At 68.2% G+C, this 25,046-nt stretch carries 27 protein-coding genes; 13 read left to right on the top strand and 14 right to left on the bottom strand.

The window, feature by feature from the left end; genetic code table 11:
- Window positions 1-150: 150 nt before the first annotated feature.
- Window positions 151-1,062: a phytanoyl-CoA dioxygenase family protein gene (locus ACWCPQ_RS02930; RefSeq protein WP_449893986.1), complete on the top strand. Its 912-nt coding sequence runs from the start codon at window positions 151-153 to the stop codon at window positions 1,060-1,062.
- 5 nt (window positions 1,063-1,067) lie between these two features.
- On the opposite strand, the gene ACWCPQ_RS02925 is transcribed toward ACWCPQ_RS02930, so the two are convergent.
- Window positions 1,068-1,958 (bottom strand): class I SAM-dependent methyltransferase, encoded by an 891-nt coding sequence (locus tag ACWCPQ_RS02925; RefSeq protein ID WP_449893985.1) that lies wholly within the window; start codon window positions 1,956-1,958, stop codon window positions 1,068-1,070.
- Between the two features lie 578 nt (window positions 1,959-2,536).
- On the opposite strand from ACWCPQ_RS02925, the gene ACWCPQ_RS02920 reads away from it, so the two are divergent.
- The 4 genes from ACWCPQ_RS02920 to ACWCPQ_RS02905 are packed head-to-tail and all read left to right on the top strand — an operon-like array spanning window position 2,537 to window position 6,076.
- Window positions 2,537-3,508 (top strand): ABC transporter ATP-binding protein, encoded by a 972-nt coding sequence (locus tag ACWCPQ_RS02920; RefSeq protein WP_449893983.1) that lies wholly within the window; start codon window positions 2,537-2,539, stop codon window positions 3,506-3,508.
- On the top strand, window positions 3,505-4,320 hold the full coding sequence (locus ACWCPQ_RS02915; RefSeq protein ID WP_449893982.1) for an ABC transporter permease: 816 nt from the start codon (window positions 3,505-3,507) through the stop codon (window positions 4,318-4,320). The genes ACWCPQ_RS02920 and ACWCPQ_RS02915 overlap by 4 nt, the downstream gene beginning before the upstream one ends.
- The gene (locus tag ACWCPQ_RS02910; protein ID WP_449893980.1) at window positions 4,317-5,459 is read left to right on the top strand and encodes a sensor histidine kinase; all 1,143 of its coding nucleotides are present in this window, start codon (window positions 4,317-4,319) and stop codon (window positions 5,457-5,459) included. The genes ACWCPQ_RS02915 and ACWCPQ_RS02910 overlap by 4 nt, the downstream gene beginning before the upstream one ends.
- Entirely contained in the window at window positions 5,456-6,076 is a 621-nt protein-coding gene (locus ACWCPQ_RS02905) for a response regulator transcription factor (RefSeq protein WP_449893978.1), read from the top strand. Before ACWCPQ_RS02910 ends, ACWCPQ_RS02905 begins: the two co-directional genes overlap by 4 nt.
- Here the strand turns inward: ACWCPQ_RS02905 and ACWCPQ_RS02900 are convergent.
- Together ACWCPQ_RS02900 and ACWCPQ_RS02895 are read right to left on the bottom strand one after the other, a co-directional pair.
- On the bottom strand, window positions 6,048-7,043 hold the full coding sequence (locus ACWCPQ_RS02900; RefSeq protein WP_449893976.1) for an NAD(P)H-dependent flavin oxidoreductase: 996 nt from the start codon (window positions 7,041-7,043) through the stop codon (window positions 6,048-6,050). The two genes, ACWCPQ_RS02905 and ACWCPQ_RS02900, sit on opposite strands and share 29 nt — an antisense overlap.
- A gap of 119 nt (window positions 7,044-7,162) precedes the next feature.
- Window positions 7,163-7,609, bottom strand: coding sequence for a MarR family winged helix-turn-helix transcriptional regulator (locus ACWCPQ_RS02895; protein ID WP_449893974.1), 447 nt, complete (start codon window positions 7,607-7,609; stop codon window positions 7,163-7,165).
- A gap of 235 nt (window positions 7,610-7,844) precedes the next feature.
- Here ACWCPQ_RS02895 and ACWCPQ_RS02890 point away from each other — a divergent pair, with 235 nt between their 5' ends.
- Window positions 7,845-8,918 (top strand): nitrilase-related carbon-nitrogen hydrolase, encoded by a 1,074-nt coding sequence (locus ACWCPQ_RS02890; protein ID WP_449893972.1) that lies wholly within the window; start codon window positions 7,845-7,847, stop codon window positions 8,916-8,918.
- 33 nt (window positions 8,919-8,951) lie between these two features.
- Here the strand turns inward: ACWCPQ_RS02890 and ACWCPQ_RS02885 are convergent, their stop codons facing one another.
- Window positions 8,952-9,701 (bottom strand): class I SAM-dependent methyltransferase, encoded by a 750-nt coding sequence (locus ACWCPQ_RS02885; RefSeq protein WP_449893970.1) that lies wholly within the window; start codon window positions 9,699-9,701, stop codon window positions 8,952-8,954.
- 488 nt (window positions 9,702-10,189) lie between these two features.
- On the opposite strand from ACWCPQ_RS02885, the gene ACWCPQ_RS02880 reads away from it, so the two are divergent.
- The 3 genes from ACWCPQ_RS02880 to crcB all read left to right on the top strand — a co-directional run bounded on the left by ACWCPQ_RS02880 (window position 10,190) and on the right by crcB (window position 11,753).
- Complete coding sequence (locus ACWCPQ_RS02880; protein ID WP_449893968.1) at window positions 10,190-10,696, top strand: nuclear transport factor 2 family protein; 507 nt, start codon at window positions 10,190-10,192, stop codon at window positions 10,694-10,696.
- A 206-nt stretch (window positions 10,697-10,902) separates the two neighbouring features.
- A complete protein-coding gene (locus tag ACWCPQ_RS02875; protein WP_449893966.1) occupies window positions 10,903-11,394 on the top strand; it encodes a fluoride efflux transporter FluC in 492 nt (163 codons plus the stop codon).
- Window positions 11,391-11,753 carry a fluoride efflux transporter CrcB gene (gene crcB / locus ACWCPQ_RS02870; protein ID WP_449893964.1) on the top strand — a complete coding sequence of 121 codons (363 nt, stop codon included), beginning with the start codon at window positions 11,391-11,393 and terminating at the stop codon, window positions 11,751-11,753. Before ACWCPQ_RS02875 ends, crcB begins: the two co-directional genes overlap by 4 nt.
- 96 nt (window positions 11,754-11,849) lie before the next feature.
- Here the strand turns inward: crcB and ACWCPQ_RS02865 are convergent, their stop codons facing one another.
- The gene (locus tag ACWCPQ_RS02865) at window positions 11,850-12,395 is read right to left on the bottom strand and encodes a helix-turn-helix domain-containing protein (RefSeq protein ID WP_449893962.1); all 546 of its coding nucleotides are present in this window, start codon (window positions 12,393-12,395) and stop codon (window positions 11,850-11,852) included.
- 59 nt (window positions 12,396-12,454) lie between these two features.
- On the opposite strand from ACWCPQ_RS02865, the gene ACWCPQ_RS02860 reads away from it, so the two are divergent.
- Window positions 12,455-13,435: an alpha/beta hydrolase family protein gene (locus tag ACWCPQ_RS02860; RefSeq protein WP_449893960.1), complete on the top strand. Its 981-nt coding sequence runs from the start codon at window positions 12,455-12,457 to the stop codon at window positions 13,433-13,435.
- 21 nt (window positions 13,436-13,456) lie between these two features.
- On the opposite strand, the gene ACWCPQ_RS02855 is transcribed toward ACWCPQ_RS02860, so the two are convergent.
- Entirely contained in the window at window positions 13,457-14,542 is a 1,086-nt protein-coding gene (locus ACWCPQ_RS02855) for an NAD(P)H-dependent amine dehydrogenase family protein (protein WP_449893958.1), read from the bottom strand.
- Between the two features lie 54 nt (window positions 14,543-14,596).
- A complete protein-coding gene (locus tag ACWCPQ_RS02850; RefSeq protein ID WP_449893956.1) occupies window positions 14,597-15,628 on the bottom strand; it encodes a Rieske 2Fe-2S domain-containing protein in 1,032 nt (343 codons plus the stop codon).
- Between the two features lie 176 nt (window positions 15,629-15,804).
- Here ACWCPQ_RS02850 and ACWCPQ_RS02845 point away from each other — a divergent pair, with 176 nt between their 5' ends.
- On the top strand, window positions 15,805-16,455 hold the full coding sequence (locus ACWCPQ_RS02845) for a TetR/AcrR family transcriptional regulator (RefSeq protein ID WP_449893954.1): 651 nt from the start codon (window positions 15,805-15,807) through the stop codon (window positions 16,453-16,455).
- A gap of 94 nt (window positions 16,456-16,549) precedes the next feature.
- Here ACWCPQ_RS02845 and ACWCPQ_RS02840 read toward each other — a convergent pair whose 3' ends face one another.
- Window positions 16,550-17,443: an NAD(P)H-binding protein gene (locus tag ACWCPQ_RS02840; RefSeq protein WP_449893952.1), complete on the bottom strand. Its 894-nt coding sequence runs from the start codon at window positions 17,441-17,443 to the stop codon at window positions 16,550-16,552.
- Between the two features lie 69 nt (window positions 17,444-17,512).
- Here ACWCPQ_RS02840 and ACWCPQ_RS02835 point away from each other — a divergent pair, with 69 nt between their 5' ends.
- Window positions 17,513-18,340: a LysR family transcriptional regulator gene (locus ACWCPQ_RS02835; protein ID WP_449893950.1), complete on the top strand. Its 828-nt coding sequence runs from the start codon at window positions 17,513-17,515 to the stop codon at window positions 18,338-18,340.
- Between the two features lie 188 nt (window positions 18,341-18,528).
- Here ACWCPQ_RS02835 and ACWCPQ_RS02830 read toward each other — a convergent pair whose 3' ends face one another.
- Together ACWCPQ_RS02830 and ACWCPQ_RS02825 are read right to left on the bottom strand one after the other, a co-directional pair.
- Entirely contained in the window at window positions 18,529-19,416 is an 888-nt protein-coding gene (locus tag ACWCPQ_RS02830) for a MerR family transcriptional regulator (protein ID WP_449893949.1), read from the bottom strand.
- 332 nt (window positions 19,417-19,748) lie between these two features.
- Entirely contained in the window at window positions 19,749-20,078 is a 330-nt protein-coding gene (locus tag ACWCPQ_RS02825) for a hypothetical protein (RefSeq protein ID WP_449893947.1), read from the bottom strand.
- A gap of 920 nt (window positions 20,079-20,998) precedes the next feature.
- On the opposite strand from ACWCPQ_RS02825, the gene ACWCPQ_RS02820 reads away from it, so the two are divergent.
- A complete protein-coding gene (locus ACWCPQ_RS02820) occupies window positions 20,999-21,349 on the top strand; it encodes a hypothetical protein (RefSeq protein ID WP_449893945.1) in 351 nt (116 codons plus the stop codon).
- Between the two features lie 74 nt (window positions 21,350-21,423).
- On the opposite strand, the gene ACWCPQ_RS02815 is transcribed toward ACWCPQ_RS02820, so the two are convergent.
- The 4 genes from ACWCPQ_RS02815 to ACWCPQ_RS02800 all read right to left on the bottom strand — a co-directional run bounded on the left by ACWCPQ_RS02815 (window position 21,424) and on the right by ACWCPQ_RS02800 (window position 24,942).
- A complete protein-coding gene (locus ACWCPQ_RS02815) occupies window positions 21,424-22,170 on the bottom strand; it encodes a sterol desaturase family protein (protein WP_449893943.1) in 747 nt (248 codons plus the stop codon).
- Entirely contained in the window at window positions 22,167-22,892 is a 726-nt protein-coding gene (locus ACWCPQ_RS02810) for a FadR/GntR family transcriptional regulator (protein ID WP_449893941.1), read from the bottom strand. Before ACWCPQ_RS02810 ends, ACWCPQ_RS02815 begins: the two co-directional genes overlap by 4 nt.
- A 156-nt stretch (window positions 22,893-23,048) precedes the next feature.
- Window positions 23,049-24,116: an LLM class flavin-dependent oxidoreductase gene (locus tag ACWCPQ_RS02805; RefSeq protein WP_449893939.1), complete on the bottom strand. Its 1,068-nt coding sequence runs from the start codon at window positions 24,114-24,116 to the stop codon at window positions 23,049-23,051.
- Between the two features lie 4 nt (window positions 24,117-24,120).
- Window positions 24,121-24,942, bottom strand: coding sequence for a DUF1684 domain-containing protein (locus tag ACWCPQ_RS02800; RefSeq protein ID WP_449893938.1), 822 nt, complete (start codon window positions 24,940-24,942; stop codon window positions 24,121-24,123).
- Window positions 24,943-25,046 lie beyond the last annotated feature (104 nt).

Raw genomic sequence — 25,046 nt, 5'->3', positions numbered from 1 at the left:
CTGTCCGGTGATCAGGCTATCGCCCCGGCCCTGCAGCGGGCGCGATATCGGGCCCGCGTGACGGCGCGGACCCGGTATCTTGTGTAAAGCGCTGAGCACGAACACAATTGAATGCGGTCCGCCGGGGGCCGATGCGCTCGAGGAGCATTCATGGACGCTGCGCCGTCGCCACAGTCGGTGGATGTCATACGTACTCTGGACGATCTGCGAGTCGATATGGCCCGCCGTCATCGGGCCACCGCCGCCGCGGCGGAAACAGATCCGGCCGTAGTGGAGGCCGATCTGGCCGCACTGGATCGCGACGGCTATGTCGTCTGGGAGAATCTGCTCACCGCCGACGAGTGCGCGCGTCTGCGGGCCGCGCTCGCCCCACTGCTCGCCCGCACCGGACGGAACACATTCGAAGGGGCGCGGACCCGGCGCGCCTACAACCTGCTCGAGAAGACCCGCGCGTGCGACGGGCCGGTCGAACACCCCCGGGTGCTGGCCCTGCTGGACCGATTGTTCCTGCCGAATTACCTCCTGTCCCAGTTGCAGGCGATCGAGATCCACCCCGGCGAGCAGGCCCAGATGCTGCACCACGACGACGGGTTCTATCCGCTGCCACGACCGCGCCCGCCGCTGAGCGCCGCGACGATGTGGGCGATCGATCCGTTCACCGATACCAACGGCGGCACCGTCGTACTGCCCGGCAGTCACCGCTGGGATTCGGGCAGGGCCCCCGCCGACTCCGATAACCGGGTCGCGCTGGCGATGCCGCCGGGATCGTGCGCCTTCTATCTGGGCACCCTGTGGCACGGCGGTGGCGCGAATCGGTCCGCCGGATCGCGACTGGGCGTGACCGTCCAGTACTGCGAACCCTGGCTCCGCCCGCAGGAGGCCTACACCCTGGCCACCAGCCGCGAGACCGCGCGGACGGTGTCGGAGAACATTCGCCGGATGCTGGGCTACAGCATCCACCCGCCGTTCATGGGGGCAGTCGACGGTATGCATCCCAAACGGCTGCTCGACCGGACCGATCCGGCCGGGCCGGAACCGGGCCCGGCCGACCGTCGAGGCTGATTCGGCTACCCGGGAATCGCCGGGCCGTCCACTTTCCGCAGCGCTATCCGGTACAGCACCAGATGTTGTTCGTCGAACTGCCGGACCGATGCCTCGAGATAGCGTTCGTAGGCCTCGGTGACGCCGGCCCCGGCCAGCCGCTCCGCCTCCGACCGGCGGTTCCGCAGTCTGCGCAACCATTGCGCGCAGGTGGTCGAGTAGTCGTGACGGTCGTTGATCACCGAGCGGATCTCGAACAGCTTCTCCGAGGCGTGGGCCAGTTCCGCGAGCCGTGGCGGATCGGATTCGGGGAAGATCTCGTTCGCGAGGAACCGCACGTCGGTGATGGAGTCCTGATCGAGTGGGCGGTTGCCCTTGCCGATCGTCTGGACCACGAGCCGCCCTCCCGGCCGCAGCAGGCTGTGGCAGTAGGCGAAGAAACTACGGTAGGTGGCGGTCCGTTCCCGGCGGGACAGCCCGAACCGCACGAAATGCTCGAGCGCGCCGATACAGAAGATGACGTCGTACGGGGTCTCCGGCCGATGATCGTTCCAGTGTTGCAGGCGGATATCCGCCCGCTCCGGAGTATCCACCAGCAGGTGGCGGTACTGGTCGCGGCTGAGGGTGAGGCCGGTGCTCCGGGTGCGCGGGTATCGATCCGCGATCGTGCGGATCAGACTTCCCCAGCCGCACCCGACATCGAGTATCCGTTCGGCGCCGGTTATCCCGGCGCGTTCGATGAGGTAGTCGAGTTTTCGTCGTTGCGCGCGTTCGAGATCGTCACCCTCGGCCCACAGCGCGCACGAGTAGGTCAGGTCGGAATCCAGCCACAGCCGGTAGAACTCGGTGCCGATATCGTAGTGGTGTTCGACCGCCTCCGTCGACGCGCCGCGGTGTTCACCGATGTCCGATGTCATCACAGATCTCCAGTCTCTCGTTCCGGTGCCGTGCTCGGGATCGAGGGGAAAGGCGGGGGTGGTGGGCCCGAATTGTGTGGGCGGACCTCCCGCTTCGGCCCGGCCGGTGGGGAGCCGGGTGGGACGGCATTCCAGCCGGTCCCGTGCAGGGAATCGCGAAGGGGTCTTCGACGCTCTGCTCGGAATCGTTCCGAGCAGAGGGGGCTGCCGGATCTCCGGTAGCTGTGCTGGATATACCTTCCGTGGCAATAGATCTCGGTACCGGACTGCTCGCCGCTCCGTACGGGGTGGAGGGGAACGGGAGGACCGGCTCGGCGCCGTGATCATTGTACGACCGGCGAGTTCGAGTAGTCCAGTCGCAGTGTGTACGAATTGCCTTGTGGGAGAGCCATATCGGTCTGACCGGGCGGACCGCCGGCTCGGTCGCCGTACGCGTCGAGACCCCTCTCGCCCGCCCGCTCGGGCGACTGTTGCGGGATCGGAGCTGACAAATGTCATCACCGACCCATGAGCGATCCACCGGGAACCGGTGACTGTGCGTACTACCCGGCAGCCGGGCGAGCCGCGACCGTAGAGGTATGAGCAGCACCGGGATCGATCGACAGCACACACGTGGCCGACCGCACGATATCGTCGCCGGTCGCGGCCTGCGCCGGACCTACGGGCAGGGCAAGAACACGTTCGAGGCCGTGAAAGGTGTCGATATCGAAGTAGCCGAGGGCGAGGTCTTCGCACTGCTGGGCACCAACGGCGCCGGTAAGACCTCGACCCTGGACATGTTGGAGGGCCTCGCCGAACCGTCGTCGGGTTCGGTGGAGATCTTCGGCCTCGACCCGCACCGGCACCGGGCCCAGGTCCGCGCCCAGGTCGGCATCATGCTGCAGTCCGGCGGACTGCCCGCCGAACTGACCGTCGGTGAAACACTCGACATGTGGCGGGGCACCTGCAGTAACCCGACCACCACCGCGACCGTGCTGGCGCAAGTGGATCTGGGGCACCGGGTGGATGTCCGGGTCGGCTCCCTGTCCGGGGGTGAGCAGCGCCGCGTCGATCTGGCCTGTGCGCTGCTGGGGCAGCCCCGGCTGCTGTTCCTCGACGAGCCGACGACCGGACTCGACCCGGAGAGCCGGCGCGGAACGTGGCGTCTGCTCTCGGGACTGAAGGATGCCGGGGTGACCATGGTGCTCACCACCCATTACCTCGACGAAGCCGAAGCACTGGCCGACCGGATCGCGATCATGCACCGGGGCGAGGTCGCGCGGTCCGGGACGCTGCGCGAGATCGTCGACGGGCATCCGGCACGCATCGTCTTCGACCATCCGGGTCTACCGCTGCCGGAATTCCCCGCCGCGTCGATCGAGGCCCGGGACCGCGTCACGGTCACCACGCACGACCTGCAGGGCGATCTGTCGGTACTGCTCGGGTGGGCGGCCGAGCGCGGGGTGCGGCTGGGCGGGCTGGAGGCCCGCGCCGCCTCGCTGGAGACGGTTTTCCTCGATATCGCGAACGACCCCACCGCCGACACCGAACTGATGGGAGCCAGTCGATGACCACGACCGCGCAACCCGCCGCGGGTTTCCGCCGCCGCCCGCTCGCCGCGCTGACCAAGGCCGAATACCTGCAATTCCGCCGGAACAAGACGCTGGTGTACTTGGCCACGGTGTTCCCGATCGGCATTCCGGTGGCCATGCTCTTCATCGCGCGCCGAGGTGATGCCCCGGCCGCGGATATCGCGGTGCTGACCTTCGAAATGCTCGCCCTGGTCACCCTGCTGTTCGTGCAGTACTACTCGGTGCTGTCGATGGTGACCACGCGCCGCGCCGAAGGCGTGCTGAAACGCCTGCGGACCGGCGAGGCCGCCGATTGGCAGATCCAGACCGCACCTGCCGTTCCCGGAGCACTCGTGACGCTGGTCTGCACGGCCGTCGTCGCCGCGATCGTCTACGGTCTGGGCGCACCCGCCCCGGTCGATCCCGTGGCGCTGCTACTGGCACTGGTGGGTGGAATAGTCCTGTTCTCGGTACTGGCGCTCGCGACCAGCGCGGTGACCAAGAACGCCGAGGCCGCGCAGATCACGTCGCTACCGGTGATGACGATCGCGATGCTCGGCCTGGCGTCGATCCGCACCTTCCTGCCGGACCGGCTCGCCGAACTGGCCGACTGGACCCCGTTCGCCGCGGTGTCCGATCTCGTATCGCTCGGGGTGGCCGGGAAGACGGCCACCGCGGGTCCCGACGCGGTGGCCCTCGATTTCCCGGGCACCTTCGCCGAACTAGGGCGTCCGTTTGCGACACTGGCGATATGGACCGTCCTGGCGTTCGCGCTGACCCGCCGGAGTTTCCGCTGGGACGACCGCGGGTGAACCGCTGGACCGGCTGGTGGCACGAGCTGTCCGCGTCCGCCAAGTTCCGGATGTACACCGGGCTCACCTTCCAGTCCGCACTGGTCGCGGTGATCGTCGTCATGGCGATCACCGTGCGGTCGCCATGGGCCGCAGCCGGGGTGGTGGTCGCCGGGATCGCGGCGGTGCTGGCGGTGGAGTCCCGGGCCGAATTCGCGGTGACGTCACGACTGGCCGCGCGGCGCCGGGTGCAGGCCGGGGCTGTTGCCACGCTCGCCGGAGTGTGGATCGCGTGCGCCGTGGCCGCCCGGCTGTCCGGGGCGGCGACACTCGATACTCCGGCCAGGCTGACCGGCATCTATGTGGTGATGCTGATCGTGTTCTCGGTCGTCTCGCTGATCGAGCGCAAATGGCGGATCATGCTCGCGATCAGCGTCGCGACCGGACTGGCCTTCGGGACGTCGGCCGCGGCGGTGCTGGGCGGTGCCGTGCTGACCTTTGCCGCCGGCGCCCTGGTCATCGCGACGACGCTGCTCACCGTCTGGGGTCTACGGGTGGTCGACGAACTGGAGCATGCGAAGGTGGTCGAAGCCGAACTGCAGGTGGCCGAGGAGCGGCTGCGCTTCGCCCGGGACCTGCACGATGTGGTGGGTCGTGGTTTCTCGGCGATCGCGGTGAAAAGCGAACTCGCGGTAGCACTGTCACGTGGGGGTGATTCCGGCCGCGCCGCTACGGAAATGGACGAGGTCCGGTCGTTGGCCGTCGAATCCATGGGGCAGATGCGCGAACTGGTCCGCGGCTATCGCGGGATCGATCTGACCGGTGAGGTGGCCGGGGCGCGTTCGCTGCTGGCGGCGGTCGACTGCCGGCTGACGGTGGAAGGCGATCCCACCGCGGTCCCCGCACGGTTCCACGAAGTCGCCGCCTGGGTCGTGCGCGAGGGGACGACGAATATCGTCGAACATTCCGCGGCGGCCGCGGCGACTCTCGCGCTCGGCGCCGCGGGTATGTCGCTGCACAACGACCGCCCCCGGGGGACGCCGGGGCGGCGATCGGGTCTGCGCGGCCTCGCCGAGCGGCTGGCTGCGGTCGGCGCGAGTCTCGACGTCCTGTCCTCGCCCGACCGATTCGGGCTCGAAATCCGCTGGGAGAAGAGTTGATACCGGTTCTACTCGCCGACGACGAGACGCTCATCCGGGTGGCGCTGGCGACGATGCTCGATCTCGAGGACGATATCGAGGTCGTCGGCCATGTCGGCTCCGGGGAAGAACTCGTCGCCGCCTGGCAGCAGCGGGAGGCCACCGGCGACCCGGCCGCGGTGGCCGTCATCGACCTGCAGTTGCCCGGGATCGACGGCATCGAGGCGGCCGCGCGATTGCTTCGGCTCACCCCGGGCGCGGGCACCCTCATCGTCACCAGTCACGGCCGGCCCGGCTATCTGAAACGAGCGCTCGCCTCGGGTATCCGCGGCTTCCTGCCCAAGACCGCGTCGGCCGCGACACTGGCCGAGGTGATCCGTACTGTGCACCGCGGCGGCCGGTACGTCGACCCGGAACTGGCCGCGGAAGCCATCAGCGCCGGTGACACGATACTCACCGCCCGTGAGGCCGACGTCCTGGAATACGCGGTCGACGGCTCGTCGGTCGAGGACATCGCCCGGCGTGCGCATCTGTCACCGGGCACCACCCGCAACTATCTGTCTTCGGCGATGGCGAAACTCGGTGTTTCCAACCGGTACGAGGCGGCCCTCAAAGCCCGGGAGAAGGGCTGGATCTAGTTCGATTCGCGCCCGGTGGGTGACCGCTGCCGAGGGACTCGCCGTCGGGCCACAACTCGGCGACGACCTCGGCCACCGGACGCGCCCGGATGACGGCCCCGACACCTGTGCCCGCGTCGACCGGGGCCAGCCGGGGATCGGTGGTAGCGGCCGCCGCGGCCACCTCGTCCCGGGCAGTGTCGTCGCGGGCCAGTTCGTCCTCTCGGCCGGTCCAGCGCCGGGTGGTCCCGTTGCTCAGCACCCTGGCGGGATAGCGGTGCGGCCAGGGCAACCGCTGTCCCAGATCGAAAACGCGGGTGACGACGGTATCGGTGGCCCGGGCCCGTAACAGTGCCGCGCGTGCCGGTTCCGGAGTGAGTGCCTCCGGGCAGACCGACAGACAGGTGCCCAGCCAGGCACCGGAAGCTCCCGCCGCCAGCACGGCGGCCAGCCCGCGCGGGGTGGCGATTCCGCCCGCGGCGAGCACGGGGACTGTCACCGCCGCGAGAACCGCGTCCAGTACCGCCCGGGTGCTCAGCCTGGGGTCGCCGTGTCCGCCGCCCTCGCTGCCCCGGGCCACCAGGACGTCCACTCCCGCGGCAGCGGCCCGCCGCGCATGGTCCGCGTCGTAGACCTGGGTGGCCGCCGCCGTGCCCGCGGTGTGTACCCGTTCGACCCACGACCAGTCCTCGGTGAATCCGACCGAGACGAGCGCGGGCCGCGCGGCCAGGGCGGTTTCCAGTAACGCGGGTTCGCGCTCGACGACCCAGGCCACCATGCCGATCCCGAATGCCGTGGGCCGCGGATCCAGTAGCCCGAGTTCGCGTTCCAGGGCCGCGACCGATCCCGAACTGCCCATCCCGATCATTCCCAATCCACCGGCCGCCGATACGGCGGCCGCGAGGCGCCCGCCGGCCACACCGCCCATCGGCGCGTTCACGATCGGTACCGACAGCCCCATCCGTTGCGACCAGGCCGTTCCCGGCATTCGGGGCCTCCTTCGCTGTCCGGGGCGCGACCCGCACCCCGCCGACTGGCGACGTTACGGGATCGATGTCCGGTGATCGGCCCCGTGGCGGGGCACCGTGGCTGTTGTCGCAGGCCGGATCAGGTGGCGGTGGTCCCGCCGGTGAACGCGTCCACTACGGCCGCGCCGAGCCGGCGCTGGATGGGATCGGCCTCGGCACCGAACAGGCGCTCGTCGACTTCGGCCACCACCTCTTGCGCGGCCCGGAGCAGTTCGACCCCGTCCGGGGTGAGTTCGATCGCCGACGCCGTGCCGGCCCGGGCGGTGCGGTCGTGGACCAGCCCGGCGCCGACCAGTGCCTTCACCGCGGTGTGCACGCTCTGGACGCTGATCCCCGACATCCGGGCCAGATCGGAGAACGACGCTCCGGGCACGCCGGAGATATGGCCGAGCAGGCCCAAGCGCCCGACGGTCAGATCCACGGCGGCCAGGGCCGCGTTGAGTTCGGACTCCACCCGGCGCGCCAGCGTCAGCACGATGATCGAGGCGCTGGTCGCCGGTGGTGTCCGGCCGTTGTCGGTACTCACCGATCCAGTGTCGCGCACCGGCCGCGGTGCACCGGCGGGCAGGCGGGTCCCGGCGCGCGCCGCCTCGCCCGTCGGTCGTTGCCGACACGTTCGTTGCCGACACGTTCGTCGCGGATTTCCGTCCGAAGCGCTCGGTTATCGGCCACGAGTGGCGAACCGGGCCCGGTGTGAATTGCTCCCGACCCGCCGCGACCGTGTTAAGTTAGCCGCGCTAATGAGTTCGAGGAGATGAACGATGACGAAGCCCTATGGTGCGGTGGGTTTGGTGCCCACGATTCACGGAGCACATTGCCGGGCGGATATCGGTCGGAATCTCGACCACCTCGAGGAACTCGCCCACGGCGCTCTGTGGTTGTCGGCACTGGATATTCCGGTACGTCTCCTCGTTGTTCCGGAAGGCGCATTACAGGGATTCACCGACGAAGCGCTCGATATGGACCCGGCCGATTTCGCGCACGAGCACGCGATCGAGATCCCCGGTCCGGAGACGGACCGGCTCGCCGCACTGGCCCGGTCGATGAACGTCTACATCATGGCGCAGGCCAAGGCGCGGCACGAAGACTGGGACGACTTGTTCTTCAACGTCGGATTCGTGATCGATCCGGCCGGCGAGATCATCCTGAAGCATTACAAGATGGCCGCGCTGGCCGCCTGTGAGCGATCGACCTCGCCCCACGACCTGTTCGACTGGTGGATCGAGAAATACGGCCGCACGCTCCAGGCCTTCTGGCCGACGGTCGATACCGAAATAGGTTGTCTCGGTGTGATGATGGCCATGGAGGGCAACTTCCCGGAGAACGGTCGCGGGCTCGCCCTCAACGGGGCGGAGGTCGTATACCGGGCTTCGCTGCCCAATCCTTTCGTCCAGCGCGATGTTCTGGAGATCTCCAGCCGCGCACGGGCATTGGAGAACAATTTCTTCGTCCTCAGCCCGAATATCGGGCCGATCTACATGGGCCCGGATTCGACCACGCCGATCGACGCCGGGGGCGGAAATTCGTTGTTCGTCGACTATATGGGCCGGGTTATCGGCCGGCAGCGGGACAGCAACGGTTCGACCTACATCGGCGCAACGATAGATATCGAAGCGCTGCGTTACCACCGGGCGTCGGCGAAGGTCACGAACTGGGTCAAGGATATCCGCACCGAGGCCGCGCAATTGATCTACGAGAATCCGATCTACCCGAAGAATCTGTACCTGGACGAGAAACCGGGTGATCACGAGTGGTATCAGAAGCGGATCATCGACCGGCAGGTCCGCAAGTTGCAGGAGAGCGGTATCTGGCGCCGCCCGGCCGATCGCCGGTGAACGAGTCACCCCGGCAACCGATTTCGGGTGATGTCAGCGGACCGCGTCGATGAGATGGCGGGTGGAGTACGCGACGAAGGGGCGGCCGGCGCGTATCCGGCGGTCCAGGTCGACGAGGTCGTCCCGGTAGCGGTCGACGGAGAAATCCGGCACCCACCAGACACATTTGCGCAGGATCCACACGACCGCGCCGATATCGAAGAATTCCATCCGGCAGCGCGCGGTGCGCAGGTCGATCACCGTGAGGCCGGCGGCTTCGGCCGCGGCTGCTTCCCGGGCCGGGTCGCGCTGCGTCCGCTGCTCGGGTAGTGGGCCGAGGAAGTGTTCGATGAGCTCGAATGCCGAGCCCGGGCCGACGTGCTGGGCGAAGTAGTGTCCGCCGTCGGCGAGGACCCGCCGTATCTCCGGCCAGTCGGGCCGCACCGGATGCCGGGCGGTGACGAGGTCGAAGCTGCGCTCCGGGAAGGGGAGCGGATCGCCGGGTCCGGTCTGCACGATCTCGGCGCCGCGGCCGCTCAGCCGGTGCCGGGCCAGTTCGGCGTTCGGCGGCCAGGATTCGGTCGCGTACAGCACCGGTGGCAGGACGGGCGCCTCGGCCAGGACTTCGCCGCCGCCGGTATCGATATCGAGGGCCGAGCGCGCCACCGCCAGCCGTTGTGCGAGCTGCCGGGCATAGCCCCAGGGCGGGCGCTCCTCGGTCGCCCGGCCGTCGAGCCGGCCGAAGTCCCAGCCGCTGATATCGGCGGCTTCGGCCTCGGCCACGAGTTCGTCGAAGGATCGCACCCGGCGATAGTTGCAGACCGGCCGGACCTGGGCAAAGGGCTTTGCGCCCGAGCTCGCGCCGGAACCCGGTGGTGCCATCGCTGCGCCTGCTCCGGCGCCGGTCGCGGCGCGGTTCGCCGTTCGTCGTTGCAGAGAAATACCCCGACGGCGACCGCCGACCATGCGGCGAGTACCGGCCACGGCCGCAGGTGCTGGTGGTCCGGGAAATAGACGGCGGTGTGCCGGGCGGCTCGCTCATATGCCAATGCGACGGACTTGTTGCCCCTGTCGGAACGGATGTCGAGCAGATCGCGGCAGCTCCGGCAACGGTCCACCTGCGGAGGTCCCGGCTGTATCCGGGTTCGTCGGCTCGGCAACGGTCCGCCGGCTGTTGCGGGTTCGGGTGGCCGGTCGCCGGTCGCCGGTCCGCGATGTGATGTGATGCGATACGAGCCGGTTCGGCCGGGCCGGCCGCCGATCGGATACCGGCCACCGAACCAGGAGGCCGAATGCCCGGATCACTCTCGCCCGATTCCGATCCGGGCCGGCGCATCACCCTGCTGGAGACGATCGAGGCGATCAAAGCGCTCAAGCACCGGTACTTCCGGGCCTGTGACGCCAAGGATCCCGCGCGATTCCGGGAATGCTTCGTCTCGCAGGGTTCCGTCCTCGACTACGGTGAGCTCGGTGTTTCCGATGCGGACGGGATGGCGTCGGTATTCGAGAAGATCGCGCTGCGGCAGGTGGACGGCAGACATGTGGTTCTCGATATGCACCACGGGCTGCATCCCGATATCACCGTGCATGCCGACGGCACCGCATCCGGGCAGTGGACGCTGCAGTTCCGTCAGGTGAATCTGCTGGATCACACCGATTCGCTGTCCACCGGCGAATACGACGACAGTTACGTCCTCGAGGACGGCCGGTGGAAGATCGCGGTCTCCCGGTTCCGGCGGATCTGGTCCATCACCCGCCCCGTCGACGAGACCTGCCGAATCGGTCAGTACGGCCAGTGACGCCGCCGGTACCGCCGCGACCGGCGGTTGCCGGTGACCCGGCGGACCGGTTTCCGGGAGCGGCGGCCGAGTCGTTAGACTGCTCCTCGCGGCGGTGGGGCTCGCCGCTCCGGCCTCGGATCCGGAACAACCGCGGACGCACCCGTCCGCCGACAGTCCCTACCCCATCACCCCGCTTCCGGGCGGCCGTGGAGTAGGAGACCGCTGTGCCCGAAGACCCGCGAGCGATCCATGGACCGCCGCTGCCCATGGACCCCGATATCGATCTGGGGTATCCGGCCCAGCGTGCCGAATTGGGTGCCTCGCACGGTGCGGCCCTGGCTGTGATCGCCGCCGGGGGTGCGCTGGGCGCGCTGGCCCGATACGGGTTGATCGAAAGTCTGCCGACCTCCCCCGATACCTTTCCGTGGGTGGTTTTCCTCATCAATGTCAGCGGTAGTTTCCTGCTCGGTGCGCTGATGGTGGTGATCACCGAGCAGCGACCGGCCCATCCGCTCGTGCGCCCGTTCCTCGGTGTCGGAGTGCTGGGCGGGTTCACCACGTTCTCCACCTATGCCGAGGGTATCCGCGCTCTGATCGACACCGATACGGCTCTCCTCGGCGCTGTCTACCTGGCATCCACCCTGTTCGCGGCCGTGGCGGCGGGTGCGCTCGGTATCGGCCTGGCCCGGCGCGCCGGCGGGGGAGTAGCGCGATGAACATCCTGCTGGTAATCGCCGGCGCGGCGGTCGGCGCGCCACTGCGCTATCTACTGGATCGAGCCGTACAAGCGCGCCACACCGGCCGGTTTCCCTGGGGCACTCTCGTGGTCAACGTATCCGGTTGCCTCGTTCTCGGAGTGGTCACCGGTGCGGGACTGTCGGCCGCGTGGACGCTTCTCGCGGGCACCGGGTTCTGCGGTGCCTTCACCACCTACAGCACGTTCTCCTACGAAACCGTGCGCCTGACCGAACAGCGGGCTTTCCGGTACGCCATCGGTTACGCCGCCGCCAGTATCGCCCTGGGGCTGGTCGCGGCGACGGCCGGCTACGCTGCCGCCCACGCGCTCTCCGGCTGATCCCGCATCCGGCCGCAGGATTCCGGCAGCATCGTTGTCCGGCAACCGTGTCCGGGACCGGTTCGGATTCCGCAGTCGGCTGTGTTTCGACCGGTGTCAGCGGTCGGTGGCGGTGGGGCCGCCGGTCGGGAAGAGGACAGGGCTCAGCAAATACCGGGTACGGCCGGGGCCGGGCGTGTTCCGCAGCCGCGGCAGGATCGCCGCGCGGAGATCTTCGACGAGTCCGGCGGCCTCCGCCGGGTCCAGCCAGATCGTATGCTGCCGGTAGCCCACCAGATCAGCGACGGGATCCGCGTGCGAGCCGTCGAGGTAGGTGTCGAACTCGGCCAGCAGGGTGGTCATGGCGGCCGCGAAGATCGCGCGATGATCCGCCGGTGTCGCCGCGGCCACTGCTTCGGGATCGATGACCGCGGCCTCGCGGCGCAATCGGTAACTCCGCTCGACCGCGCCGCGTACTCGCTGCTCGGCGGCAACCTCGAGAACGCCGGCGGAGGCCAGTATGTCGACGTGCCGGTACACGGTCGCCTTCGAGACATCGGGCAGCCGTGCGCACAACTGTGAGGTGGTGTGGCTGTCACCTGCGGACATGGCGTGCACGATCCGCAGCCGGACCGGGTGGGCGAGCAGCTCGAGGGAGTTCACCACCGGAGTTTCTCATCTGTGCTACCTTTCTCAAATTCGAGAATGATGGAGGGTGTCAAATGGCGGGCATCATGGACGGCGTCGCGGTGTGGCAGGCACCGGAATATGTGGTCACAGCGGCGTTCACCGAGCGCGAGGTGGCCGTGGGATCCGGGGCGCTCACCGTACCGGGTACTGTCACGACTCCGCGTGGCGGCGGTCCGTTTCCGGCGGTGGTGCTGCTCGCCGGCGGTGGCCCCTTCGACCGGGACGGAACCGCCGGTCCGAACAAGAACCTGAAGGATATCGCCTGGGGATTGGCCTCTCGTGGCGTAGCGGTACTGCGCTTCGACAAGGTCACCCACGCCCACGCCGTGCAGGTAGCCGCGGCAAAAGGTTTCACCCCCACCGACGAGTATGTGCCGCACGCCGTGGCCGCGGTCGCGTATCTGCGCGGGCTCGCCGAAATCGATACCGATCGCGTCTATGTGCTCGGCCACAGTATGGGCGGCAGGTTCGCGCCCCGGGTGGCGGCCGCCGAACCCGCGGTGGCCGGGCTGATCGTGCTGGCCGGGGATACCGTGCCGCTGCAGTGGTCGTTGGTGCGGGTCGTCGAGTACCTGGCCCGGGTCGATCCGTCGGCAGCGGCGGCGCTGCCCACGGTCGAGGCCGTCACCGCGCAGGCGGAGCTGGTGGACAGCGGCAACTTCTCCCGCGCCACCCCCGCCGACCGGCTCCCCTTCGGAATGTCCGGGGCGTACTGGCTGGACCTGCGCGCCTACGATCCGGCGGCAGTGGCCGCGGAGCTGGATCTGCCGATGCTGTTCCTGCAGGGCGAGCGCGACTATCAGGTGACGGTGGACGCCGATCTGGCGGGCTGGCGTGCCGCGCTCGCCGACCGGCCCGGGGTGACCTTTCGTACCTACCCGGCCGACGACCATATGTTCTTCGCCGGCGCCGGTCTCTCGCTACCGGCGGACTACGCACATCCGCAGCATGTCGACCCCGAGGTCGTGGCCGATATCGCCGAATGGCTCACCGTGCGGACGACCGAATCGTGATCCGGCCGAGGTGCCCCGCCCTCAGATGTCGAACCGCCCGGCGAATGCCCGCAGCGGAAGATCCGCGCTGGTGATGATGCCGGGCCGGGCCGCGACGACGGATCCGATCGAATTGAGCGCGGGCAGGCCGGTGACGGTCATTCCGATGGAGGCGAAGTTCTCGGGATTCGACAGGTCGAAACCCTTACGCGGGAAAATCATATGCTTGCTGTAGATGCTGGGATCACCGGTGATCTGGGTGATATAGCAGCCCTTGATGTTCCAGGCGGGGTCGGTATGCGGGGTCATCTGCCATTCGAGGTGGGATTCGATCCGCGGGACGCCGTCGACCATGCCCTGGTATTTGATGTAGTTGGCCCCGAGGGAGCCCTTGGGCAGGAAATACCAGCCGAGGTCGACATCCTTGGTGCAGGCGCCGAGTTCGTAGTGGAAGGTGACCTCGTCGAGTTCGAGGTCGAAGGCATCGGCCATCAGATACACCGAATCGGCGAAGACCGCGGTGTATCTGTGAAGCGAATCGGGGATCGTCGGGTCGTCGATCGGACGGCCGTAGCCCACGGCTTTCCAGGTGTCCACGGAGTGGTGACAGGACACGTCGACAGATTCGGTGACGGTGATGTTCTCGATCCGCGCCACATCGGCGGAGTGCACGATGCCCAGGATCTGCGCCAACCCCGGATTCATTCCGGTGCCGTAGAAGGTCGAATTGCCGCGTTCGCAGGCGGCCTGGAGGACCTCGCTGACCTTGCGGCCGGACGGGTGCGGATGGTTGGTGTCGCGATGGAACCCGGTGATCCAGTCGGCCGTGGTCACCACGTCGATCCCGGCCTCGAGTACCTTTTCGTAGAGGTCCTCGTCGGGGAAGACGCCGTGGAAAGTGAGGACGTCCGGCCGGGCGTCGATGATCTCGTCGACCGTCCCGGTGGCCGTGACGCCGATCGGGTCGACCCCGACGATCTCACCGGCGTCCCGGCCGATCTTGTCCGGCGTGTAACAGTGCAGCCCGACCAGTTCGAGATCCGGATGGTCCCGGATCCGCCCGATCATCTCGGTGCCGAGATTGCCGGTGGCGACCTGGAATACCCGGATCTTGCCGGAAGTGCTCATGGTATGGGCCTCTCTGTCTTCGTGGAGCCGGTGGATCGGGGGCGGGTCCGGTGGTCATCGACCGGTCACGGACGCGTTCGTATCCGGTGCGCGGGTGGGCGCCGCGTCGCCGGGATAGAACTGCTGTGCCCATCCGCGTAGCGCCCGGAATCCCTCGAACTCCTTGCGCGACAGCGCCGGTGGGTCCGAATAGCGCTGATGGGACCAGATGTGGATATCGGCCTCGAACTGTTCGATCACGAAACCGGCCATGGCCTTGCCGTACGAGCCGATCTCCGGGCTCTCGTCGCCGGGCTTCCGGCCGATCCATACGGTGAAGCGGACATCGGAGGTGTGCTCGTCGACCGGTGTCACCGCGGGCATGGTGCGGTTGTCGATCATCCCCCAGCTCTTGGTGATCGAGCAGCCGAGACCGGCATTGATCGATTCGACTCCGCTGTTCACCTGGTCTTCGACCGCACCTTCGTCGAAGGCAATGGTGAAGTCGACGTAGGAGACGGGGCCGGAGAAGTCGTGGCGGGTGAACTCCGGGACGAACGGGGTCTTGTGCACGTATTTGAAATGCGCGAAGTCGACACCGTTCTCCATCACATACTGCGGATGCAGTTCCAGGCCCGGCCGGTACAGCGTGGCGGCGGGGAGCGGCGGATAGTAATCTGCGGCGCTGCTGCTGTCGCCGAACGCCTCGAAGATATCCGGAACCTCGAAATATGGCGGGCGGCCCTCGATGTCGTACCAGATCCACACGCCTTCGTTGCGTTCGACCACCGGGTAGCTGCGGATGCGGCGGCCCTTGTTCGGATGGGTCTCGTACGGGATGCAGACATTGCGGCCCTCCTGGTTCCATTCCCAGCCGTGGAACGGGCAGACGAGGTTCTCGCCCTCGACGTGGCCGCCGAAGCCGAGGTGGGCGCCGAGATGTTCACAGTAGGCGTCGAATACGGCGATCCGGCCGGACGTCGATCGCCAGGCCACCATCTCGCGGCCGAAGTACTTCATCCGGTGCACCGTGCCGACGGTGATCTCGCCGCACCAGGCCACCTGGAACCAGCCTGTCGGTTCCATCGGCAGTGGTGGTCTTGCCATCGCGATCCTCCAGGCTTCGAGGGGCTTGTTGCGGTGTGGCGACGGCGGCGCCCGAAAGCGTCTCGGGATATGACGTCGGTCACCCGACGTTCCGAGCATAGAAGCCTCTTTGAAAGAATACAAGAGGGTTATGTGAAACTGGATTGCCCTGTTCAGGGCAGGTAAAGTCGGATCTTGTGACTGATGCGGCAGTGGGCGGGCGACGCGCGAACCGGCGCGGGATCCAATCCCGGGAGAGCATGCTCGAGGCGGCCATCGCCTCGCTGGCCACCGGTGATCCCGCGGCGGTATCCGGTAACCGGATCGCCCGCGATATCGGCGCGACCTGGGGAGTGATCAAGTATCAGTTCGGCGATATCGACGGCCTGTGGGCGGCGGTCCTGCGATATACCGCCGACAAGCGCGGTGACCTGCCCGCCGGAATCAATCCCGACGGCACACTGCACGAGCGGGTATCTGCCATGATCGGCGCCATGGCCGGTGGGCTGCGCCGACCGGAATCGCTGGCCATCGAAACCCTGCGCGCCGCACTGCCCCGCGAGCACGCCGGACTCGAACGCGACTACCCGCTCACCGCCGCGGAACTGGCATCGTGGAAACCGAACTGGGACAAGGCGTGTCAACGCGCATTCGCCGATCTGGACCTGGACCCGGTCAAAGTACGCCAGGTCGCCGCCCTCATTCCGGCGGCGATGCGCGGTATCACCTCCGAGCGCACGCTGGGCACCTATGGCGACCTGGACGACGCACTCGAAGCGTTGATCGGCGGAATCGTCGCTTACCTGACGGGGCCGGGCACCACCGGGCCGGTGTCACCGATTCGCTGACACCGGCCGCGCGCGGGGTTCGGCGGATCTCCGGTGGGCACCGGCGAACGGAATCCGAACCGGTCCGGCCGTGCCGAGGTCGTGGCCCTGAGGTTCAGGCCGCGATCGCGGGTGCGAGAACCGTTGCGCACCACTGCCGGAAGGTGGTGGGAGTCGTGGTGTCCGGCGTTCGGGGCGTTCCGTTGTCCAGGCCCTCGTCCTTGGCCCGCGCCATATCGACCATGCCGCGGACGAACGCGTCGCCGGCGTAGCGGGCAGTCGCAGTGGCCAATTCGTCCAAGGATTCGCGGTGGTAGCGGACCGGTCTGTCGAGCACCTCGGACATGATGTGCGCCATCTCGTTCGGAGTGAGGTCCTCCGGGCCGAGCACCGGGAGTTCACCGCTTCCGGTCCACGACCTGTCGAGGAGTGCAGCGGCGGCGACCGCGGCGATATCGCCGGTGCAGACCTGTGGGGCTCGGAGATCGGCGGCAACGGTGCCGGTGAAGACCCCTGCGGCCCGGATCGAATCCACTTGGCGCAGGGTGTTGTCCATGAACGACGGATTCGCCAGCGCCCGATAGTGCACGCCGGTGCCGGCGATGAGGTCGTCCATTTCCAGCGATGCGGTGACCAGGCCCGCGCGATCGGCGACCGGTGTTCCCCGGCCGAGAGCCGATACCCCGACGACGTGTCCTACGCCGTGCTCGACGAGAGCCCGGGCCGCGGCCCGGGTGAATCCGGAATAGGCCTGTTGCAGGCTCGGCGTTGCCGGATCCGGTGGGACGAGCCAGAACACCGCGTCGGCGCCGTCGAAAGCCCTCGTCACGGTCGCGGTGTCACCGTGTGAGCCGGATACGACCTCCACCTGCTCGCGGATGGATTCGGGCAACTTGGCGGGGTCGCGCACGATGACGCGGAGTCGTTCGTGGTGGGCGGGGGCGCCGTCGACGAGGACCTCGAGGAGGCGGCGGCCGATATTGCCCGTGGGCGTCGTGATCACGATCATGCACTCAGCCTGCGGGGGGTGGGCGGTCGACGTCCAATACCTCCTCGCGTGGATTGATATCTTCAGGGTATGGATCTCGATCTGCGTAAGCTCCGCTACTTCGCCGCGCTCGCCGAGAATCTGCACTTCGGCCGGGCCGCCGAGTCCCTCTTCATCGCCCAGCCGGTACTCAGCCGGCAGATCCGGGCGCTCGAACGGGAGCTCGGTTGCGATCTGCTTGTGCGGACGACCCGCAGCGTGCAGTTGACTCCCGCCGGTGCTCAGTTGTACGAGGAGACGCGTGGACTGTTCACCAGCGTCGATTCCGCGGTACGGCGGGTGCGGGAGGTCGGCCGCGGCGTCGAGCGTTTGGTCATCGGATTCGCGTCCGGGCTACACATATCCGCGGCCTTACGTGCCTTCGCCGATATTCGACCCGGAGTCGAGATCGAACTGTTCGGGTTGACGTGGTGGGAGCGGGAGGTCCCGCTGCGCGACGGCCGGGTCGATGTCGGGTATCTGCGGCGCCCTTTCGACGATTCGGGATTGCGCGCGGTCACCGTGGGGATCGAACCGGAGGTCGCCTGCCTTCCGGTGGGTCATCGGCTGGCCGGGCCGGTGGCGGCCGACCGGCCGCTGCTCGCGGCGGATCTCGCGGGGGAACCGACGATCGGTGCCCAGGAGCGCCGCGCAGCGTCGATCGAGGAGAAGTTCGAGCTCATCGCTTCGGGGCACGGGATCGCCGTGGTGCCGCGGGGTGTGGCGGAAGCGTATTCCCGGCCCGACCTCGTCTATCGGCGGGTGATGGACCTCGATCCGGTGGAGACGTGCATCGCGGTGGCCGAGAATCGCCGCGAGCGCCGCGTACGCGAATTCGCCGACGTCGCCGCGGCGGTACTCGGGGGAGATATTCCTTGACTCGAAGCACCCTCACCGAGGCCGGTGTGGTTCCCGCTCGGCCCGCGTCGTGTACCCGATCGAGACGGCGCCGCTGGAGGCGATCACCCGGCGCCTGCCGGAGCCGGTGGATATCGCCGGCGCGCACGCCGGCCGATCTGATCGACCGGCTGTACCTGATGATCCGGCGATCGCGGGCGGTGGGCAGGTCACTTCGGCGGAGCATCCATGCGGGCTCGTTCTCGCGTCGGCCGCGCCACGGATCCGATCAGGTGCAGGGCATCGTCGAGGGATCCGACCCGGAGTGTTCCGGCCCGCGCCGCCCAACCGGGACCGGCCGGCAGTAGCAGGGCGGGTGCCCCGGTGGCGGTAAGCGCGGGATCGGGCGGCGCGGTTCTCCGCGTCTGCGACCACAGCACCACCACCGGCGCACGGGACTGTCTGCGCACCGCGTCGGCCAGGGCGCCGCACGGTACCGAGGCGCCGAGGAGTACTGCCGGAATACCGGTCTCCGCGAGTGCGGCCCGCAGCACCTCCAGTGGTAGTACGTGCCCTTCTCCGGCCGCGCAGGCGAGCAGTACCGGAACGACCGCTTCGGTATTGCGGACGGGTGGCACCGTCCGATGCAGGGCCGCGGTGACCGACCAGGACAGTGCGTGCTCCACGTCGATCAGGCCGTGGCCGCGGAGTTGCCGCGCGACCAGCCGGTCGAAAGCGGGGCGGCACAGGCGGTTCCAGGTCGGCACCACGCCGAAATGGGCGATATGGGCGCTGACGGTGTCCAGCAGTGCGCCGGTATCGAGCCGTTCGGCGGCGGCCAGCACGTAGGCGACGCTCCCGGGAGCGGACCGGACGGTGGCTGCGCCGCGCACTGCTTCGGCTGCCCGGCACGGGCTGACCCCTGCGCGGACCAGGTCGACCATTCGCCGCAGCACGGCGACGTCGCCGTGGGTGTAATGGCGGCGCTCACCGGCCCGCCGCGGCGCCGGGCCCAGGCCGTAACGCTGATTCCAGCTGCGCAGCGTCGCAACCGGGATGTCCAGCACCCTGGCTACCGTGCCGACCGTCAATTCGGTCCCTGTGCCGGTCTCGGCCATGATCCGAGCCGCCGGCGACTACGCGGGCTCCGCCGGCCCGGCGAGCGGTCCCGGTGAACGCTCAGATGTGAAACGGCACACGAGGGTCTCCTTCGTTTCCGATCCCGTGGCCGACCGCGGCCGTTTCGGGCGATCGGCCGAGCTGAACTGTCTGTCGACAGGTCTTCACCCTACGCGCTGAACGATGCAAAATCGACGCGTCGGCCGAATTCGACCGACAGCTTCGGGGACGAGCGGATGTCGCGTGCCCGGCCGCACTGCGGCGGCCGGGCACGCAATCGGGAACCGGTGGTCGGTCACCGGTCACCCGACCGACCAACCTCCCTGGACAATCACAGCCAGCCGGTCGTGGGTGTGCGGTCGGGGTGTCGCGCCGAGGCTGCGGGCGCCTTCCTGAGTTCTTCGGGACGGACTCCGACGAGTCTGCGCCACCGATTCGAGAAGTTCGAGATACCCCAGCTGTCCAGCCGGGTGTATGCCTCGGTCAGATCGTCCGGATGCAGCAGGCCCGCTCGGCGGGCCGCCGCCACGGCTTCGATATAGGCCGTCTCGGCCGATATCAGCTCGTCGACCACACGGGCCTGCTCATCGAGCAGGCTCTCCACGCGGCACGCGATGTGCTGCGGTGCCGCGTCGGTGTCCGGATCGGAAAATCTGTGCATACGCCATCCTCGGAACTGTTCGGTGGAACCTGTGGAAGGGGCGGCCGCTCTGCGGTGCACATCGAACTACGCACCGCTCGAACGCCGTGAAGCTCGTGGCATCACTACTACCCTGTGCCTCCCGGATCCGCCACACCCGGTCCCCACAGTGGACGTCCGGGGGAGGTGATCGCCGATGTCGTGTCCCGGTCCGATCTATCCGGCCGGCCGTGCGGGTCATCGCGATCCGGCGGTGGTCGCCGTACCGACTCGAACTCCCCGATTCGAGAAGGCTTCTCGCAGCGGTCGGCTACTGTTTCACTACGGCGCCGAGGAACCCGCGCCGGTTGGACGGATGACAGCGGCGGGCCGGAAAGACATGATCAACGATGCGGTGACCCGCGCCTTCTCGATGGTGCTCAGGAGGGCCGAACATTCGCTCTACGTGACCACCAGCGGTATCGCGCACTACCACTATCGTCCGACTGCCCGACGCCTGCACACCTCGATCGACTCCACCGCCGCCGGCGATTCCGGCGGCCTCGGACGAGTGGCGGAGGCAGTCGTGGTGAAGGATCGCACCGAATCGCCGTGGAAGGAACGCCGCCCCGGATCGGACGGTCGCAATACCGATCCGGATGCATTTCTGGGCCGCGGCCGGGTGGTTCCCGAACTCGGGGAAGAAGTCAGCGAACTGGTCAAGCTGTCGCCTACGCTCACCGCTCGATTGACCGAAGCCCGCGCCGCCGGCTGGAAGATCGCTTACGGCCCCGCCGGAGAAGGTAGCTACGCGGTGCGCGAGACGAAGCAGATCGTCGTGGACTCGTCGCGAAAAGGGACACCAAGAAGAAGGTCTCCATCCTCGCCGAGGAAATCGGCCACGCGACGAATCCGGAACCGCCCCGGAACTGCCGTATCACGGTCAGTCAGGGAACGACTGGGTGAACGCGAATGTGACCGAACGGCTGAACGACGAGGGCGAGGCGAAGCTGTTCGGTGTCGAGGTCCTGTGGGAGATCGAACGCAACGGCGGCCCCTATATCAAGGTCGGCGGAGCCGAATACAGTCAGTACGAGTCGATTTACGAGCAGATGGTCAGCGGTGAGATGAGCAGAGCCGAAGCCGCAACGTTGATCGGCAGGATGCACGACAGTTCCATGCCCGGCAGTACCATCGTCGACCGGGGTGAGCAGGGCGCTTGGAAGAACAACTCGTACGGCGATGCCTGGCGGGCGCATTTCGTGGGCGTCTTCATGAACAAGTACGGAGCTTTCGGCATGACGCCCGACTAGGGTTCCGCCTGCGGTGGGCGGGGCCCGGGGACCTGTTCGGTACCGGGTCTGCCGACGTGCCGGTCCGGCGGATATCAGGCAGCCTGCGGTTTGTGGAGGGCCTTCGCGGTAGGGGAGTTGGGGACGGTCGCGGGGTCCGGGTAGGTCCCGAGGACGCGGTCCGCGGTTCCGGCGGTGGTCACGGCGAACCAGTAGTGCTCGTTCTTGAAATGGTGCAGCCGGTGGTTGCGGCGCACGGCTCGCAGGATCGCGCCGTGCGGCTGATAGTCGGTGTGGACGAGTAGATGGGTCCATTCGTACACCAGCCCGAGTGCGGCGACGCTGGTCAGGAAGGTCAGTCCCAGGGCGGTGCGGCCGAAGGCCAGCAGGGCGACGGCGACCAGGGCGGGCAGTAGCCACAGGAAGGTCTGCCACGGAATGAACACCAGCTCCCGGACCCGCGGATCGGCGTGGTGTTCGCGGTGTTTACGAGCCAGCAGGGAGTCGATCCGCCAGCGGCCGATCGTGCGGGGCCGCCAGTGCAGGATGCAGACGTGGATGACCCATTCGACGAAGGGGAACGCGGCCACCAGCGCGACCGGCACGAGCGCGTCGGTGAGCTGCCAGTCGCCCACCAGGATCCGGGCGGCGGCCGCGGTGATCAGTAAGGTGGCGATCACCCGGGCCGAGGGGGCGTGCCGGAACGATCGGAACACGTCCGTCAGCGATTCCTGGGTGCGGCGTGCGGTGTTCGCCTCGTCGGCGGCCGGCCGGCGGTGTGCCGCACGGTCGATCGTCGAGGTTCGGGTGTGCCGAATGCGTAGCGTGTGTGCGAGGTTCATGACGAGGGCTGTTCCAATCGGTGCAGGAGGTTGTCGAATTCGGCGGTGGCCAGGCCGAGCAGTGCCGCCGCGCGGATTCGGGCCGAATCGGTGTCGCCGGCGATGACCGCGTCGGCGAGTGCGCGGTAGCAATCGGGCTGCCCCACCTCGGTATCCATCACCTCGGTGAGGGCCGCCATGGCCGGTTCGTAGACGGTGCGCAGCTGGTTGAACAGCAGGCGGTAGACGATCGAGTCGGCGGCGTCGACGAGGTGATCCCAGAAGGTGAGCGCGATTCGCTGACGGGCCAGCGGATCCTGTTCGGTGGCGAGGGCGCCGACTGCCGCGACGAGAGCTGGTCCGGCCTCGGCGCCGTCACGCCGGGCAGCGAGGCCGGCCACCTCACGCCCCAGCGATGCCCGGGTTTCCAGGATGCTTCGCACGACCGAATGATCCAGGCGACCGCCCCGCAGGATCAGCCGCGGGAGCAACTCCAGCCCACCGGACCGGCGTGGGTCGCGGACCGTGGTGCTGCCGCCCTGGCGTATTTCCACCAGCCCGGCGCGCGCGAGCCGCTGTACCGCCTCGCGGACGGTCGGCCGGGATACACCGAGCGCCTCGGCCAGCTGACGTTCCGCCGGCAGAGCCGAGCCGGGTGCCAGTTCACCGGTGAGGACGTCGTCGACCAACTGGTCGTAGATCTCGTCGGGGACCGACCGCCGGGCGATCCGTTTCAGTGCCATGGTCTGGACGGTAGTCCGATAATTGGTAAGAGGTCAAGTGGTCAGACCAGTTTGTCGAGCCGACCCCGAGCTCGGTGCGATGCCTTCGGCCCTTTCGAAAGACCCGGGCGGGGCCGGTGGGGTGCCGTCCGCAGCGTTCCGGACCGGCCCCCCGGATCAGGCCGGTGCGGCCGATCCCGGCCGGGGGGTTGCCGCTTTGTCGGCGACGCGCCGCCGGCCCAGCGCGGGGGCGATCGATGTGACCGTGTCGTACAGGATCTGCTCGTAGTCGCCGCGATGGAATTCATAGGGCAGTTCCAGGCGCAGCTCGGTAGTGCGGCCGAGTACGGGATCGGCGCGTAGCCGATCGAGGATCTCGTCGGCGGTGCCGACCAGATCCGGTGCGAAAAGCACCCGCCGATCGCCCTGCGGAGCGAGGGTTCTCTCGTGGCGTCCGGACGCGTATCGCCGGTAGCGCTCCCGTGTGCGCCGGTCGGCACTGTCGAACGGGACGATCACCCGGCCCACCGCGAGTCTGGCCGGCCGGGCCGGGCCGAGGCGGTGCCGGTACTCGTCGATCAACCCACCCTGGGCGGTACCGAAATCGTCGCTCCGCTCGCCGAAGACGATATTGCCGGTCAGTAGGTTCAACCCGGTCTCACCCGCCCAGCGCACCGAACGGAGACTCCCGCCGCCGTACCAGATCCGATCGGCCAGACCCGGACTGTGCGGTTGCAGCCGGGGCCGCTGGACAGTGCCCGGCGAATGGATGACCGTCTCCGGATCACCCAGGTATTCGCCGCGAAGGTTGTCGATCAACCGCTCGATCCGGCCGTAGGAGAGATCGTAGGTGCGCCAGTCGCCGTCGAAGACGAGGTCGCCGATCAACTCCGCGTGCGGCGGAACACCCGCGCTGAAGCCGGGTTGCAGCCGTCCACCGGACAGCACGTCGGCCATCGACAGATCCTCGGCCAGCCGGAACGGGCTCTCGTAGCCGATCGGGATCACCGCGGTGCCCAGCTCGATGCGGCGGGTGCGCTGACCCGCGGCGGCCAGGAACACTGCCGCCGAACCGACACCGTGTTCGAGATGCCGCTGGCGGATCCAGGCGCCGTCGAAACCCAGGTTTTCACCGAACTCGAACAGGCGGAGGGTGTCCTCCAGCCCGGCCGCGGGATCGCTGTCGGGATAGTTGCCCGGGGTCAGGAAGGACAGTTTCTCGATCACGGGCGCGTCGGTGCTCATCGGATCACCGGCGCTCGAACGGGATCTTCTCGCCCGCTTCGATCGCGACCGGCAGCCGGTTCTCGACCGGCGGCAGGGGACAGGTCGCCAGATCGGTATAGGCGCACGGGAGGTTCGCGGACCGGTTGAAATCCAGCGACACGGTCCCGTCGGCGGCCGGTGGCGGCACCTGCAACGCCCGGTTGGCGGCGTAGGTGGTGATCCCGGAAGTGGCGTCGGTGAACAGAACCGATAGCGAGCCGGGCGCTTTCCCGGGAAAAGCGGTGAGTCCCAGCTTCTTTCCGTCCAGCTCGAATTCGATCCGGCCGGGTGCCTCGTAGACGTGTTCCAGGCCTTCCACCGCCGCCCCCACGGTGGTCGGTCGTGGCTCCGCGAAAGCGGTATACCGTCCCACGGTGACCCACTTCGGGTCCGGTGGGTAGGCGGGCGTACCGCGAAAGGCGACCCGCAACGGGTTGTCCGGGTGCCGGGGCCGGACGATATCGTGACCGCCGCGCCGGGCGACCTCGATCATGGCATCCCGCCACGCGGCCACGACCCCGCCACGTTCCGCGATGATCCCGAACCGATGCGACCCACGCACTGCGCTGCCGTCGATCAGCAGTTCCGCACCGTCGTCGAGAACCACCTCGACACCGTCGGCGCCGGTGGACCAGGTACCCGGTGCGTCCGGGAACCGCCGCGGTTCCCCGGTGAGCCAGTGCAGGCCGGTGATCGCAAGGAATCCGTGCGGCTCGGCCAGGCGCGCTTCCTGCCGCTGGTGCCAGTCGTGCCAGTCGGCGATGAAGGCGTCGTGCTCGGTCGCCGCGGCTGCCCGTGTTGTCATGGAGGCTCCTCTTCCGATACCCGGCCGGCCCCTGCCGTCACCCCTGGCCGGCAGTATCGATCCAATCGCGCAGATCGGGCACCGGACAGCATTGCGATCAGCCG

This window comes from Nocardia sp. NPDC001965, assembly GCF_053594175.1.
The sequence above is the reverse complement of the archived record's forward strand: the minus strand, read 5'-3'. Positions and strand labels throughout refer to the sequence as shown.

Coding starts and splice junctions, on each gene's coding strand:
- ACWCPQ_RS02855 (WP_449893958.1), bottom strand. CDS start 14,542: ATGAGCACTTCCGGCAAGATCCGGGTATTCCAGGTCGCCACCGGCAAT.
- ACWCPQ_RS02850 (WP_449893956.1), bottom strand. CDS start 15,628: ATGGCAAGACCACCACTGCCGATGGAACCGACAGGCTGGTTCCAGGTG.
- ACWCPQ_RS02835 (WP_449893950.1), top strand. CDS start 17,513: ATGGATCTCGATCTGCGTAAGCTCCGCTACTTCGCCGCGCTCGCCGAG.
- ACWCPQ_RS02800 (WP_449893938.1), bottom strand. CDS start 24,942: ATGACAACACGGGCAGCCGCGGCGACCGAGCACGACGCCTTCATCGCC.
- ACWCPQ_RS02830 (WP_449893949.1), bottom strand. CDS start 19,416: ATGGCCGAGACCGGCACAGGGACCGAATTGACGGTCGGCACGGTAGCC.
- ACWCPQ_RS02880 (WP_449893968.1), top strand. CDS start 10,190: ATGCCCGGATCACTCTCGCCCGATTCCGATCCGGGCCGGCGCATCACC.
- ACWCPQ_RS02920 (WP_449893983.1), top strand. CDS start 2,537: ATGAGCAGCACCGGGATCGATCGACAGCACACACGTGGCCGACCGCAC.
- ACWCPQ_RS02915 (WP_449893982.1), top strand. CDS start 3,505: ATGACCACGACCGCGCAACCCGCCGCGGGTTTCCGCCGCCGCCCGCTC.
- ACWCPQ_RS02890 (WP_449893972.1), top strand. CDS start 7,845: ATGACGAAGCCCTATGGTGCGGTGGGTTTGGTGCCCACGATTCACGGA.
- ACWCPQ_RS02925 (WP_449893985.1), bottom strand. CDS start 1,958: ATGACATCGGACATCGGTGAACACCGCGGCGCGTCGACGGAGGCGGTC.
- ACWCPQ_RS02805 (WP_449893939.1), bottom strand. CDS start 24,116: ATGAGCACCGACGCGCCCGTGATCGAGAAACTGTCCTTCCTGACCCCG.
- ACWCPQ_RS02860 (WP_449893960.1), top strand. CDS start 12,455: ATGGCGGGCATCATGGACGGCGTCGCGGTGTGGCAGGCACCGGAATAT.
- crcB (WP_449893964.1), top strand. CDS start 11,391: ATGAACATCCTGCTGGTAATCGCCGGCGCGGCGGTCGGCGCGCCACTG.
- ACWCPQ_RS02900 (WP_449893976.1), bottom strand. CDS start 7,043: ATGCCGGGAACGGCCTGGTCGCAACGGATGGGGCTGTCGGTACCGATC.
- ACWCPQ_RS02930 (WP_449893986.1), top strand. CDS start 151: ATGGACGCTGCGCCGTCGCCACAGTCGGTGGATGTCATACGTACTCTG.
- ACWCPQ_RS02810 (WP_449893941.1), bottom strand. CDS start 22,892: ATGGCACTGAAACGGATCGCCCGGCGGTCGGTCCCCGACGAGATCTAC.
- ACWCPQ_RS02825 (WP_449893947.1), bottom strand. CDS start 20,078: ATGCACAGATTTTCCGATCCGGACACCGACGCGGCACCGCAGCACATC.
- ACWCPQ_RS02815 (WP_449893943.1), bottom strand. CDS start 22,170: ATGAACCTCGCACACACGCTACGCATTCGGCACACCCGAACCTCGACG.
- ACWCPQ_RS02840 (WP_449893952.1), bottom strand. CDS start 17,443: ATGATCGTGATCACGACGCCCACGGGCAATATCGGCCGCCGCCTCCTC.